The sequence below is a fragment of the Micromonospora cathayae genome (assembly GCF_028993575.1).
GTDB lineage: Bacteria > Actinomycetota > Actinomycetes > Mycobacteriales > Micromonosporaceae > Micromonospora > Micromonospora cathayae.
The window spans coordinates 5,501,968-5,515,345 of sequence record NZ_CP118615.1; the positions used below are offsets into that span (position 1 = coordinate 5,501,968).

10 protein-coding genes are annotated in these 13,378 nt (G+C 71.2%); 3 read left to right on the forward strand and 7 right to left on the reverse strand.

Features of this window, described 5'->3' with window-relative positions:
- Window positions 1-48 precede the first annotated feature (48 nt).
- Window positions 49-1,284 (reverse strand): NAD(P)/FAD-dependent oxidoreductase, encoded by a 1,236-nt coding sequence (locus PVK37_RS24335; RefSeq protein ID WP_275030124.1) that lies wholly within the window; start codon window positions 1,282-1,284, stop codon window positions 49-51.
- Window positions 1,285-3,376: 2,092 nt separating this feature from the next.
- On the opposite strand from PVK37_RS24335, the gene PVK37_RS24340 reads away from it, so the two are divergent.
- The 3 genes from PVK37_RS24340 to PVK37_RS24350 all read left to right on the forward strand — a co-directional run bounded on the left by PVK37_RS24340 (window position 3,377) and on the right by PVK37_RS24350 (window position 8,230).
- Window positions 3,377-5,662: an alpha-galactosidase gene (locus tag PVK37_RS24340; protein ID WP_275030125.1), complete on the forward strand. Its 2,286-nt coding sequence runs from the start codon at window positions 3,377-3,379 to the stop codon at window positions 5,660-5,662.
- A 489-nt stretch (window positions 5,663-6,151) separates the two neighbouring features.
- A complete protein-coding gene (locus PVK37_RS24345) occupies window positions 6,152-6,955 on the forward strand; it encodes an AfsR/SARP family transcriptional regulator (RefSeq protein ID WP_423790834.1) in 804 nt (267 codons plus the stop codon).
- A gap of 117 nt (window positions 6,956-7,072) precedes the next feature.
- Entirely contained in the window at window positions 7,073-8,230 is a 1,158-nt protein-coding gene (locus tag PVK37_RS24350) for an LLM class flavin-dependent oxidoreductase (protein ID WP_275030126.1), read from the forward strand.
- On the opposite strand, the gene PVK37_RS24355 is transcribed toward PVK37_RS24350, so the two are convergent.
- Genes PVK37_RS24355 through PVK37_RS24380 form a run of 6 tightly spaced genes read right to left on the reverse strand, consistent with a single transcriptional unit; the run spans window position 8,206 to window position 13,291 of the window.
- Window positions 8,206-9,222 carry an acyltransferase domain-containing protein gene (locus PVK37_RS24355; RefSeq protein ID WP_275030127.1) on the reverse strand — a complete coding sequence of 339 codons (1,017 nt, stop codon included), beginning with the start codon at window positions 9,220-9,222 and terminating at the stop codon, window positions 8,206-8,208. The genes PVK37_RS24350 and PVK37_RS24355 overlap by 25 nt on opposite strands.
- A gap of 12 nt (window positions 9,223-9,234) precedes the next feature.
- Entirely contained in the window at window positions 9,235-9,999 is a 765-nt protein-coding gene (locus PVK37_RS24360; RefSeq protein ID WP_275030128.1) for an SDR family oxidoreductase, read from the reverse strand.
- The gene (locus tag PVK37_RS24365) at window positions 9,992-10,450 is read right to left on the reverse strand and encodes a nuclear transport factor 2 family protein (RefSeq protein WP_275030129.1); all 459 of its coding nucleotides are present in this window, start codon (window positions 10,448-10,450) and stop codon (window positions 9,992-9,994) included. Before PVK37_RS24365 ends, PVK37_RS24360 begins: the two co-directional genes overlap by 8 nt.
- Window positions 10,451-10,503: 53 nt before the next feature.
- Entirely contained in the window at window positions 10,504-10,758 is a 255-nt protein-coding gene (locus PVK37_RS24370; RefSeq protein ID WP_275030130.1) for an acyl carrier protein, read from the reverse strand.
- Window positions 10,759-10,811: 53 nt separating this feature from the next.
- Window positions 10,812-12,026, reverse strand: coding sequence for a ketosynthase chain-length factor (locus tag PVK37_RS24375; RefSeq protein WP_275030131.1), 1,215 nt, complete (start codon window positions 12,024-12,026; stop codon window positions 10,812-10,814).
- A complete protein-coding gene (locus tag PVK37_RS24380; RefSeq protein ID WP_275030132.1) occupies window positions 12,023-13,291 on the reverse strand; it encodes a beta-ketoacyl-[acyl-carrier-protein] synthase family protein in 1,269 nt (422 codons plus the stop codon). Before PVK37_RS24380 ends, PVK37_RS24375 begins: the two co-directional genes overlap by 4 nt.
- Window positions 13,292-13,378 lie beyond the last annotated feature (87 nt).

The window sequence follows — 13,378 nt, forward strand, 5'->3', positions numbered from 1 at the left end:
GCGGCGCAGCTAGCGGGTCACGCCCACTCGTGGGGCGCGGCTAGCGGGTCACGCCCACTCGTAGAGGCGCTCGTCCTCGGGCACACCGGTGTCGTTGTAGAGGCGCTCGAGGGCGTCCGGCGCGAAGATCTCGCCGCCGTCCACGCCACCGGCGATCATCCCGAGCATCTTGGTCGTCCACGCGTCGCTCTTGCTGATCGCCGAGAGCACCGTCTCCAGGAACGGAGGGAGGTGGAACTCGGCCATGGTGGTGGTGAAGTCGTAGACCGGCGCGCTCTCCTCGTCGCGCAGCTTGGCGTACTCGGCCAACGCGTCGTCCATGGTCCGCAGTCCGGAGAGCGCCTCGTTGATCTTGTCGGCGAGCAGCTCACCGTGGAGGAACGCGTCCGTCATGCCCCAGCCGGTGATCGGGTCCTTGTGGTAGCCGGCGTCGCCGACCAGCGCCCAGCCCGGTCCGTGCGACTTGCGGTAGTAGTTGTCCGGGTAGCGCATCGGCCGCAGCGGCTCCTCCCGCCGGCCCAGCTCGCGAAGCTGCTGGCCCTTCTCCGGCTCGACGTCGTCGAAGACGGCGAGGAAGCGGCGCTCCGGGTCCTGCCGGAACTCCTTGAGCTGCCGGCGGCTGCAGATCACCGCGACCATGTGCTGGTCGAAGTTGGTCGGCCAGGCACCGAACCACTGCTCGTGGAAGCCGGTCTTGTGCTGCATCTCCCAGTCGAGACCGCTGTAGTACGAGTAGTAGATGAACCCCGAGGCGGGGCGTACGTTGTACAGCTCGGCGTTGACCTTGCGGGCCACGGTGGAGTGGAAGCCGTCCGCACCCACCACCACGCTGGACCGGAACTCCTGCTCCGGCCCGTCGCCCTCGCGGCCCCGGATGCCCACCACGCGTCCCTCGTCGAAGACCAGGTCGGTCATGGTGAACTGCTCGATCACCTCGACGCCGGCCCGGCGGGCGGCGTTGACCAGGATCTCGTCGAGCACGACCCGACGCGGGCAGTAGACCGCGTCGATGCCGTCGATGGGGTCGGCCCAGCCGACCAGCGGGATACCGGTGTAGGAGAAGTTCATCTTGCGGACGGCCGGCGTTCCGGCGGCGATCACCTCGTCGAGGAGTCCCCAGTCCTGGAGGCGGGACAGCCCGGCCTGGTGGATGTAATGGGTCGACACCGTGTCACTGGGGAATGACGAACGGTCGACCATCAATACCCGATGACCGCGCCGCGCCAACAGCATTGCCACCGGCGAACCCGCGCAGCGCGCACCGACAACGATTACATCGAACATGGGCCTGCTCCGATCAGTCGTCAGCCCGAATAGCACCCGTCCAATGCGGATCTCGGTGGCCCAGAAGGTAATAGATCAAGTCCCGCACGGTCAATGCACGAACTTCGACGCAGAATGGTCGCCCCAAGCAACCAACCGGATGGTGGGAGCGTTAAATCACCTGCATGTCGCGCATCCGGGAAAAGCCGACAGCGACGCAGGTGTGACCTGGATCACGTCCGATATGCCGTGTTCCGCCCGCCAAACCCACCATTCGTCGGACCGGTCGGATTACACCCGACATCAGCACCGACAGAGAGGTGAATTACCGACCGAATGCCACGAGACATCCACCATGACCGCCATCAGTCAACGAAGCACAACGGAACGCAACCGTTGCCCACGAAGATACTTCAGAGGCTTCAATCGATCCCTCACCCGGCCAGAACCCAGCCAAGGTATCCGGAGTATATCGACCGTCGCCTGCACACCCAGATCGCCTCAACTCGGACATCACCCGCTCTGAGCTGGGAAGATGCAGCGGTTAACACCGGGCAACGGCCAGTCGACGACACGCTGGACGACCGACGGGCAATAGTTGTCGGCGGGCAACCTTCAGTGGCCACGGTATGCGGCACCAAGCAGCCGGCGGACGCCCGTCCTCCGCACCGGAACTCCGACCCGACCGAGGCAGATGGAGCAGCCGCAAGCGGCCCGGACAGCTCCAGCCGCAGACACCCGGGCAATCGGACGATCCGAAACGACAACAGGAGAATGGTGGACTGAAACGGAAAGGCATTTCCGGGCCGGAAACCACGACCGCCGACCGGGTCGACAACGAGCCGACCGATGTTCGATTCCATTCGCAGCGGAACGCCGCCCGCCACGGGCGTCTTTCGGCGACGACTCCTGTCGCCGGCAAAGACCGGACCCGACATCACCCTTACGCGTCGGACCGGCCACCCGACGGCCCTTCGCCGTTGTCGCCGATTCCGCACGGCGGCCGATCCGGCCGGTAAACCGGAAACCGCACCCCCCGGTCGGCGGCCATCGGGACCTACCGAACCGACCGGTCGCGGCGTCACCAGCCCGGCCCACACGTCGTCCGTGATCGTCGGCGCCAGCCGGTCACACCACCGTCGAAGCGACCACCAGGCAACGACAGTCATCAATCAGAAGCGGATCGGGTCGGGGCCGGACAGCCCCCTCAGGGACCGGAGCAGCGGAGCCGGGCTCCGACCCACCCACCTTCCATCACATTCGACCAGCATCGATGGAGTCAGGCCAAGATCGCTGGTCCGGCCCCTCCTCGACGGTCCGATCGCCTCCCCAACCGAGCCTCGCACCCCGCGCCGGCGACACTCCATCCAACTGAGACCGGGGCGGGGCCACGCTGCCATCCGCCGCCCGGTACACTGCCCAACCCCGTCCTGATAAAAGTTTTCAGAATCGCCGGCGTCCACCTGCCACCGAACGCATCGACGCCGCCGGCACACCGACTGGAAGCCGGACATCTTGCGGCGGAATTCCGGGTCGGCCGCAACACCGCCGCACGACGAGGGTCCGCACCGGACAGCCCGCCGCACCCGGACGCCAGCGCCCATCGGGCGATGTTCGTTACATCCAGGCTCAGCAATGTCTCGATGTTCGGTCGAGAGCGCGGCACGGAACATCGACATGCGTACCACCTCCGGGTGGAACCGAAGCCGGCCGGGGCAACGGCGCACATCGACGGAGGGCCACACGATTCGTAGACAGATGTCTGACAACTGGGACCGAACCGGTTCAGGTCTTGGGGTCGCCGGACCAGCCCGACCGGGCCAGCAGCCGCGCGGAAAAATCGGGCGGGGTAGCGTCGAAACCGGCCTACGCTGCGGAATCCGTCGCCTGAGGACGGCCGTCCGTCGGAGATGGCCGGAGAAGCGGCCCCCACACCACCGACCACCGACCACCGACCGCCCGGCCGGGCCGGCAACTCCCGACCGCGGGCCGACCGGCCGTTGCCCGGCCGGATCCCCACCGCCGCCCGGTCCGGTCTCCGGACCCACCGACCACCGCCCGGCCCGACCGGTCGCGACAGCGGCCGGCACCCCGATGACAGGAGCCACCGGCGATGACGCTCGTCCACCTGCGCCGTGCCCGGACCAGCCTGGTACTCGACGCCCGTGGCCCGGGGCTGCCCCGGGTCGTGTACTGGGGTACCGACCTGGGACCGCTGTCCGCCGCCGACCTGCCCGCCCTGGTCGACGCCACGGTCGCCCCGCTGGTGCCGAGCAGCTTCGACGTCCCGGCCGTCCTGTCCCTGCTGCCGGAGGCGGGCGCCGGCTGGAGCGGTCGCCCCGGGCTGGCCGGGCACCGCGCCGGTTCCGCCTGGACCACCGCGTTCCAGCTGACCGCCGTCGACGTCCACGACGCGGACACCGTCCCCGGCGCTTCCCCCGGGCGGCCGCACCCCGAGCCGGGCCAGGACCCGGGCCCCGGGGACGGGTGGGCGCGGGTGACCGTCCGGGCCGCCGATCCGGACGGGGCGCTCACCCTGACCGTCGAGATCGAACTGGACCCGGCCGGACTGCTCCGAATGCGCCACCGGCTACGCAACGACGGCGACCGCCCGTACGACCTGCACGGACTGACCCCGGTGCTGCCGGTCCCGGCGGTCGCCACCGAGCTGCTCGACCTCACCGGACGCTGGTGCCGGGAACGGGTCCCGCAACGGCACCCGTGGCCGATGGGTACCTGGGTACGGGAGGGCCGGCACGGGCGGACCGGACACGACGCCACCCTGCTGCTGGTGGCCGGGACCCCGGGCTTCGGCTTCCGGCACGGCGAGGTGTGGGCGGTGCACACCGCCTGGAGCGGCGACCACGTCACGTACGCCGAACGCCTGCCGACCGGCGCGGCCGTCCTGGGCGGCGGTGAGCTGCTCGTTCCCGGTGAGATCAGGCTCGCGCCCGGCGCGGAGTACGCCACTCCCCTGCTGTACGCCGTGCACTCCACCGACGGGCTGGACGGGATCAGCGACGTGCTGCACACCCATCTGCGCGCCCGTCCGGAGCATCCGCGTACGCCCCGGCCGGTGACTCTCAACGTGTGGGAGGCGGTCTACTTCGACCACGACCTGGGGCGGCTGCGCGCCCTCGCCGACCGGGCCGCCGAGGTGGGCGTGGAACGTTTCGTGCTCGACGACGGCTGGTTCCGGGGCCGCCGGCACGACCGGGCCGGCCTGGGCGACTGGTCCGTCGACCCCGACGTCTGGCCGGACGGCTTGGGACCGCTGGTGGACCACGTGCGTGGGCACGGCATGCAGTTCGGGCTCTGGGTGGAACCGGAGATGGTCAGCCCGGACTCCGACCTGTACCGGGCCCACCCCGACTGGGTGCTCCGACCGACGGACCGGCTTCCGCTGCCATGGCGGCACCAGCAGGTGCTCGACCTCGCCCACCCCGACGCGTACGCCCACCTGCTGTCCCGGCTGGACGCGCTACTCACCGGACATCCGGGCATCGCATACCTCAAGTGGGACCACAACCGGGACCTGACCGAAGCCGGGCACCGGGGCCGGCCGGGGGTGCACGCGCAGACCGTCGCGGTCTACCGGCTGCTCGACGAGCTGCGGGCCCGGCACCCCGGCGTGGAGATCGAGAGCTGCTCGTCCGGCGGGGGCCGGGTGGACCTGGAGATCCTGCGCCGCACCGACCGGGTCTGGCCCAGCGACTGCAACGACGCCCTGGAGCGGGTCGCCATCCAGCGCTGGACCGGGCTGCTGCTCCCACCCGAGCTGATCGGCGCGCACATCGGCCCGCACCGGTCGCACAGCACCGGCCGGGTGCACGACCTGGCCTTCCGCGCGGTCACCGCGATCTTCGGCCACCACGGCATCGAGTGGGACATCAGCGCGGTCTCCGCCGGGGAACGGGCCGAACTGGCCGCCTGGGTAGCCGCGCACAAACGCCTCCGACCGCTGCTGCACTCCGGTCGGGTGGTCCGGGTCGACCACCCCGACCCGGCCGTCGAGGCACACGGCGTGGTCGCCGGGGACCGCTCCCGGGCGGTGTACGCGATCTCCCAGCTCGGGACGTCGGTGGCCCAGGTCCCCGGCCCGGTGCGGCTACCGGGTCTGGCACCGGGGCGGCGGTACGCGGTACGACCGGCGGCCGGCGTGCCGCAGCCGGCGGTGCTCCAGGTGACCGCGCCCGGGTGGCTGGCCGCCGGCGGAGTGACCCTCACCGGGCGGGTGCTCGGCGCGGTCGGGGTGCAGCTACCGGCGCTCCGCCCCGAACAGGCGCTGCTGCTGGAGGTCACCGCCGTCGACCGCGGTGCCGGGCCGCCTGCCGCGGGGGTGGACGGCGCGGACGTCGGCGGGCCGGTCACCGGCCGCGACGCGAGCCGCGGCCGGTGACGGAGTCGGCCCCGAGGGCTGATTCAGGGGTGTTTCGACAAACCGTGCCATGGGCATGGCACCGCTGTGCTGCGGAATTGAACCTCGCTCGCCATGATCAGTTTTCGGAGGAAGCACAACAACAGAAGAATGACGCTGGGCAACACCCCGCGAAGGCTATGGATTCACCACAAGCTATGGACATCGGTCCATGGATGTGGAAGAGTCACTTTCAGCGATGAAGCGACCACGCCCAGCCAGGACAGTCTCGACATGCACAAAGGATATCTGTACCCCCATGTCGCTCGCGGCCCTCCGGGAGCACAGCGGCACTGGCACGGGAACACGCTGTCGCGGCCCGGTGCATGGGGAAAGCGCATCGTCGCGTCGATCCGTCCGGACCCGGCCACCGCCTTCGGGAAATCCTTTCATCGGCCGCCTTTCGGGAGCGGGAGCACGCCGGGACGGACCCGCTTTGCCCGCTGACCGTCCACAGCGAACGGGGAGCGCATGAAAATAGACCTTTTCGGCCCTGTCCGGGTGCGGGGAAACAACAGCGTGGCGCAACCCACCGCACCGAAGCAACGCCAACTGGCGGCGCTTCTCGCGCTTCGCCCGAACAAGCTGGTCACCAAGGACCTGATCATATCCGAACTGTGGCAACACAGCCCTCCACCGAGCATGACGACGACCGCGCAGACGTACATCTACAAGTTACGCAAGTTGCTCGCCGAACACTCGGAAGCAAGGTCCGGGAAGGAACTGATCAAAACTCACGACCCGGGCTACATTCTCACGGTCGACGAGTCGCAGATCGATGTCTTTCGCTTTCGCGTCCTGGCTAGGCGGGCTCGCGAGCTGAGCCGAGAACGACCCGAGACGGCAGCCGTGGTGCTACGGGAGGCGCTCGGGCACCTGACCGAGCCGCCGCTGGTCGACGTACCGCTGGGTCCCGTCCTCCAGATCGACGCCGCCCAGCTCGCCGAAGAGGCGATCAGCATGGTCGAGCTGCGGATCGAGTTGGACATGCGGCTCGGCCGCCACCAGGAGCTGGTCAGCGAGCTGCGCTCGCTGGTGGCGCGGCATCCGCTCCGTGAGTGGTTCCACTACCACCTGATCCTCGCGTTGGCCCGCTCCGGTCGGCGCAGCGAGGCATTGCAGGCGTACGACCGGCTCCGCCGCACCATGCGCGAGGAGCTCGGCATCGACCCGCAGCCGCTCGCCGAGCGGTTGCAGCGGGTGGTGCTGGACGGCAACGACGAGTTGCTGGACCCCCGGCTCGTCCCGCACGCGCTGGTCGGCGCGGACCGGTAGCCGCCCGGGTGGTCGCCGCGCGGCCGGCGACCACCCCGCCCCGATCCGGTCCGCTCCCGCCGACGACCGGCCGGAGCCGTTCCGGTTCCCCCTCCCGCAGGAAAGGACGACCGTACCGTGCCCGTTGAATTCGTCGGCATCGGCGCCACCAATGACGGATCCGAACTCCAGGCGAGATCCGGCCCGGCGTTCGACCGGGAACACACCCTGAAACTGGCCCGGGCGCACGAGGCCCACGGCTGGGACCGGGTGCTGTATCTCTACGGCTCCGGCGCACCCGACCCGGCAATGGTGGCGTCATACGTCGCAGCGCACACCGAAACCCTCGGTCTACTGGTGGCGCACCGACCGAACGTGTCGTATCCCACCTTCGCCGCGAAAACCTTCGCCACTCTCGACCAGATCTGCGACGGCCGGCTCGCCGTGCACTTCATCACCGGCGGGAACGATCGGGAACAACGGCGGGAAGGCGACACCCTGAGCAAGGACGAACGGTACGCGCGCACCCGGGAGTACATCAGCGTCGTCAAACGGATCTGGACCAGCGAAGAACCGTTCGACCATCACGGGAAGTACTACTCCTTCGAGAATTTCGTCAGTGACATCAGGCCCGCGCGGCAACCCCGCCCAATCGTCTCGTTCGGCGGTTCGTCTCCGGCCGCCTACGCTGCGGGCGGCGCGGAGGCGGACATCTACTGTCTACTCGGCGAGCCGCTCGAACACACCCGGGAACAGATCGCCTCGGTCCGTGCCGCGGCGCGGGCGGCGGGCCGCGCGGATCTGCCGCGCATCCAGGTCGGTTTCCGTCCGATCATCGCCCCGACCGAGGAAAAGGCATGGGACCGGGCCCGGGAGATTCTCCGCAGAATAGAGGACAACACGTCCGCCGGAGGCGCTCTGCGGTACGCGGTGACCCGACCGGAGAACACCGGATCGCAACGCCTGCTGGCGATCGCCGAGAAGGCCGAACGGTACGGCAGGACGCTGTGGACGCCGACCGCCACCGCGACCGGCGCGATCGGCAACTCCATGGCCCTGGTCGGCACCCCGGAGACCGTGGCCGCCGCCCTGCTCGACTACTACGACCTGGGGGTGACCGTGCTGAACACCAACGGCTACCACATCCTCGAGGACGCTGTCGACTTCGGCCGGGAGGTCATTCCCCTGGTCCGGGCGGAGGTCGCCCGGCGGGACGCGGAACAGGCGGTGGCCGACCGGGCCGTACCGCACGACGGCCCGGACCTGCCGGCCTACCGGGGCAGCACCACCTCGTGAGCGAGCTGCGCCTCGACCGCGATGCGCCGCGCCGCCAGGCGCAGCGCGTCGCGGTCGTCGTCCGGGCCACCCGGCCGCGCCGGGAGCATCGCCACCACCGCGCTGGCCCCCGAGGCGACCGCCCGGTGCCGGCTGGCCAGCGCCGTCAGACCCCGGCCCGGCCCGGCTTCGACCAGCAGCACGTCGCCGGCGGCGAGCAGCCGGTCCAGGGTGGGCCCGAACAGCACCGGGTCGACCGGCTGCCGGGCCCAGAACCGCGGGTCGCAGGCGTGCGCGGCGGTCAGCACGTCCCCCAGGTACGCCGAGTAGACGGTCCGGCGGGGCGGACGCAGCCGGGTGAGCCGCCACTGTTCCAGCGAACTCTCCGCCGCCGCGGTCATCGCCGGACTGTGGAAGGGCTGCCGGGACCGGACCGGGAGACAGGCCCGGCCCTCGGCACGCAACGCCCGCTCGGCCGCGGCGAGCGGCGCGGCGGGTCCGGCGAGCAGGAGCTGTCGGGGCGCGTTGACGGCGGCGACGGCCACCCCGTCGCCCAGATGGGCGGCGACCTCGTCCGGGGTGGCGGCCACCGCCAGCATCCCGCCCGGGGGTGCCAGCCGGCAGCTCGCCACCCGGTCCCGGATCAGCCGTACGCCGTCGGCGAAGTCCAGCACCCCGGCCAGGGTGGCCGCGGCCAGCTCGCCGACGCTGTGTCCGAGCAGGGCGACCGGCCGGACGCCCCAGCTCAGCACCGTACGGCCCAGCGCGTAGTCAACCGCGTACAGCAGCGGCTGCGCCCGGGTGGCGTCGTCGAGCAGGTCCGGTGGTCCGTCGGCCAGCCAGTCCCGCCGGATCGCCGGCCCCTCCGGGCCGAGCAGCGCGAAGGCCCGGTCCAGGACCGAGGTGAACACCTCCTCCCAGCCGTACAGTCCGGCGGCCATCCGGACGTGCTGCGCGCCCTGGCCGGGAAACATCAGCGCCACCGCCCGGGGCCGACTCGTCGTGGTGACCATCTCGCTCCCTTCTCAGCGCGCCGCGGCGGGCGACGCCTCGGGCAGCGGGGGGAACGGGAACGGTTGCAGCACCCCCGGGCGGAGCACCCACGCCTGCCCGCTGCCGGGACTGTCGAGGACGGTCCCGAAGGCGTCGGCCACCTGGTCGGGGGTGAGGACCGGCAGCCCCCGGTCCCGTAGGCCGGCCCGCGCCTCGTCGATGAACGGGGTGTCGACGAAGGTCGGACAGAGCGCGTTGATCCGGATTCCGTCCGGTGCCAGGGCCGGCGCCAGACACCGGACCAGGCCGATCACGGCGTGCTTGGTGGTCGCGTAGACCGGGTCGAAGGCGGACCCGACCAGGCCGGCCAGGCTGCCGGTGACCACGATCGTGCCGCCCCGGCCGCGCAGCCGGGGCAGCGCCGCGTGCACTCCGAACACCACCCCGTTGAGGTTGACCGACAGCGCCCGCAGGTAACGGTCCGGCGCGAACTCGTCGCCGAACCCGCAGCCGCCGCTCACCCCCGCGTTCAGGTGCACCACGTCGAGCCGGCCCAGCCGGGCCGCCGCCGCGACCACCGCCCGGTTGTCGTCGAGGCTGGTCACGTCGGTACGGACGAAGACACCGCCGATCTCGGCCGCCAGTGCCTCACCCGCGGGCACCGCCAGGTCGGCGACGACCACCCGACGCCCTGAGGCAGCCAGCCGCCGGGCCACCGCGGCGCCGATCCCACCGGCGCCGCCGGTGACCAGCGCGACCCGGTCGCAGGGGGTCCGGTCGCGAGCGTCGTCAGCCACGGGACGCCCCGGCGAGCTGGACGACCCGGCTCTGGTCGTGGTCGATCCGGCGGGACCGGACGTACAGCCGACCCTCCACGCGGTGCAGCACGTCGTGGACGAGACAACTGGTGGGGATGATCGGTTGCACACCGGGCCGGGTGGCGACGACCAGGGCGTAGTAGTCGGCGCGGATCGAACCGTCGTCGTCCGGGGCGACACAGAGCATGTTGAACCAGTGCCGCCGCACGACCGGGTCGTCCCGGTACCGCTCGTCGAACTGCCGGATGGCCGCGACGATGTCGGCCCGGCCGTACGCGGGTGGCTTGTCCGGTGACGGCTGGTGCGAGCCGTCCGGGGTGAAGGTTCCGGCGAACTCGTCGAGCCGGCCGGCGTCGAGCAGGTGCATCTGGCGGGCGTAGAACTGCTGGACCTCGACGTACAGCTCGGCCGGGGCGGGTCGGGGGGTCATCGGCAACTCCAGGGGTCTCGGGGCACGGGGGGGTGCGGTGGTCCGGTGGATCGTCAGCGCGCCGCCACGGCGGCGTCGACGAAGTCGAGCAGCTTCCTCGGGGTGTCCAGCTCGGTCACCTGCTCGTCCGGGATCTCCACCCCGTACCGGCGGCGGAGCCGGGCGGCGGTCTCGATCAGGGCGAGCGAGTCGTAGCCGAGGTCCCGGAACGGGGTGTCCAGGATGTCGCCGTCGAGTCCGGTGGACTCGTCCGCGCCCGCGGCTTCGACGAGGATGTCGCGCAGCGTGTCCAGGGTGATGCCGGTCATCGGTCGCCTCACTTTCGTCGGTTCGGTTCGGTCCGGTCGGTCGGGAGGTCCGGTCAGTCGGGGGTCGGCGCCTGGAGCACGACGGCGGAGTTGTAGCCGCCGACACCCCGGGCGAGGACCAGGGCCGCGTCGATCCGCTGTGCCCGTGGCTCGTCGCGTACCAGGTCGATCCGGTGTTCGGGCAGCACGTCGGTGGACTGGACGGTGGGCGGGACCAGGCTGTCCCGGATGGCCAGCAACGCCCAGGCCAGGTCCAGCGGCGCGCCGCCGCCCAGCAGACGACCGGTCATGGTCTTCGGCGCGGTGACCGGTACGCCGTACGGGCCGAACAGCTCCCGCAGCGCCGCCGCCTCGACCTCGTCCAGGGCGGGCAGTGCCGCCGCGTCGGCGAACACCACGTCGATGTCGGCGGGGGTCAGTCCGGCGTCCCGTACGGCCGACTCCGCCGCCCGGAACAGGCCCGGTCGCCGCCCCGAGCCGGGTGGCGGGTCGAACGTGGCCGCGTACCCGGTGATCCGGCCGTAGCAGGGCCGGCCGTCGAGTCGGGCGGCGTCCTCCACCACCAGGATGGCGCCGCCCTCGCCGGGCACGTGCCCGTCGGCGTTGACGTCGAACGGCAGGTACGACCGTCGCGGGTCGGTCTGCCAACTCAGCCGGTGCGACGCCATGTGTGCCACCCAGCCCCACGGGTCGAGGGAGGACTCCACCCCGCCGGTGAGCACCAGCGGCGTGCCGCGGCGCACCGTACGGCGGGCGTGCCCGACCACGTCGAGCCCGCCGGCCTGCTCGGTGACCAGCACCGTGCTCGGCCCGCGCAGGTCGTTGCGGATGGAGATCTGGCCCGTGTTGGCGGCGTAGAACCAGGCGAACGACTCGTAGACGCTGACGAACTCCGGGCCTTCGGTCCAGAGTTTGCGCATCTCGGTGTGGGTGAACTCGAACCCGCCCGACGCGTTGGTGGTCACCACGCCCATCCCGCCGGGTGGCAGCGCGGCGGTGTCCACGCCGGCGTCGGCCAGGGCCCAGTCGGCGGCTACCAGCGCCAACCGGGTGACCCGGTCGGTCTGCGGCAGCAGCCGGTTCGGCAGGTGCTCGGCGGCGTCGAAGTCGTCGATCAGCCCGGCGAACCGGCTCCGGTAGCCCGACGGGTCGTACCGGTCCAGCCGGCCGATCCCCGACTTGCCGGCCAGGGTCGCGGCCCAGCACCGTTCCACCCCGAGACCGTTCGGGGCCACCACGCCCAGCCCGGTCACCACCACGTCGGTCATCGCGCCACCACCGTCGGGTCGCGCAGGACCAGGGCGCTCTGGAACCCACCGAAACCGCTGCCCACGGTCAGCGCGGTGGACACCCGGTGCTCCCGGGCCACCAGCGGCACGTAGTCCAGGTCGCACTCCGGGTCCGGTTCGCGCAGGTTCGCGGTCGGCGGCACCACGTCGTGCCGGATCGCCAGCGCGCAGGCGGCGATCTCGATCGAGCCGATCGCGCCGAGCGAGTGCCCGACCATCGACTTGATCGAGCTCATCGGGGTGCGGTAGACGTCCGCGCCGAGGCTGCGTTTGACCGCCGCCGTCTCGTGGATGTCGTTCTGCCGGGTGCCGGAGCCGTGCGCGTTGACGTAGTCGACCGGGGCGGCTCCCAGGTCGGACTGCTTCAGCGCGTCGTTGATCGCCTCGGTCATCTCCCGACCGTCGGGACGCAGACCGGTCATGTGGTACGCGTTGCACCGGGTGGCGTACCCGGTGATCTCCGCGTACACCGTCGCGCCGCGACGTTCCGCGTGCCCCCGTTCCTCCAGTACGAGCATGGCCGCTCCCTCGGCGAGCGCGAAACCGTTGCGGGTCCGGTCGAACGGCCGGCAGGCGCCGGCCGGGTCGTCGTTGCGGGGCGTGGTGGCCTTGATGGCGTCGAAGCAGGCGACGGTGATCGGCGTGATCGGGGCCTCGGTGCCCCCGGCGAGCACCACCTCCGCGCTGCCCTCCTGCACCAGCTGGTAGGCGTGGCCGATCGCGTCGAGACCGGAGGTGCAGCCGGAGGAGAGGATGGTGACCGGCCCCTCCGCGCCCACCGACCGGGCCACCTCCGCGGAGATCGCGCTGGGCACGAAGTAGTCGAAGAGGCCGGCCGACTGGTAGTCCGCGTCGACCACCCACTGTCTCCCCGAGTCGGACAGCACCAGGTACTCGCGCTCCAGGCTGGTGGCCGAACCGGTCGCGGTCCCCACCACCACCGCCAGCCGCTCCGGCGGAAGGCTGGCCAGGTCGATTCCGCTGTCCCCGACGGCCGCGCGGGCACACACCACCCCGAACTGGCTGGCCCGGTCCATCCGGCGGATCTCCCGGGGGGTGAACCCGTGCGCCGCCGGGTCGAAGTCGCACTCCCCCGCGACGCGCGAGCGGTACGGGCTGGGATCGAAGGTGGAGATGAGGCGGGTGGCGCTGCGCCCGGCGACGATCATGTCCCAGAACGCCCCGGTGTCGCCGCCACCGGGCGCGAGAACGCCCAACCCGGTGATCACTACCCTTCTGTTCATGGGGGCAGTCTGTTCCCGGCGCCTTGAGCGGTCCTCGAGCGAAGTTCGTCTCGACAATCCGTCGAGTTTCGCTCCAAACCGACCCGC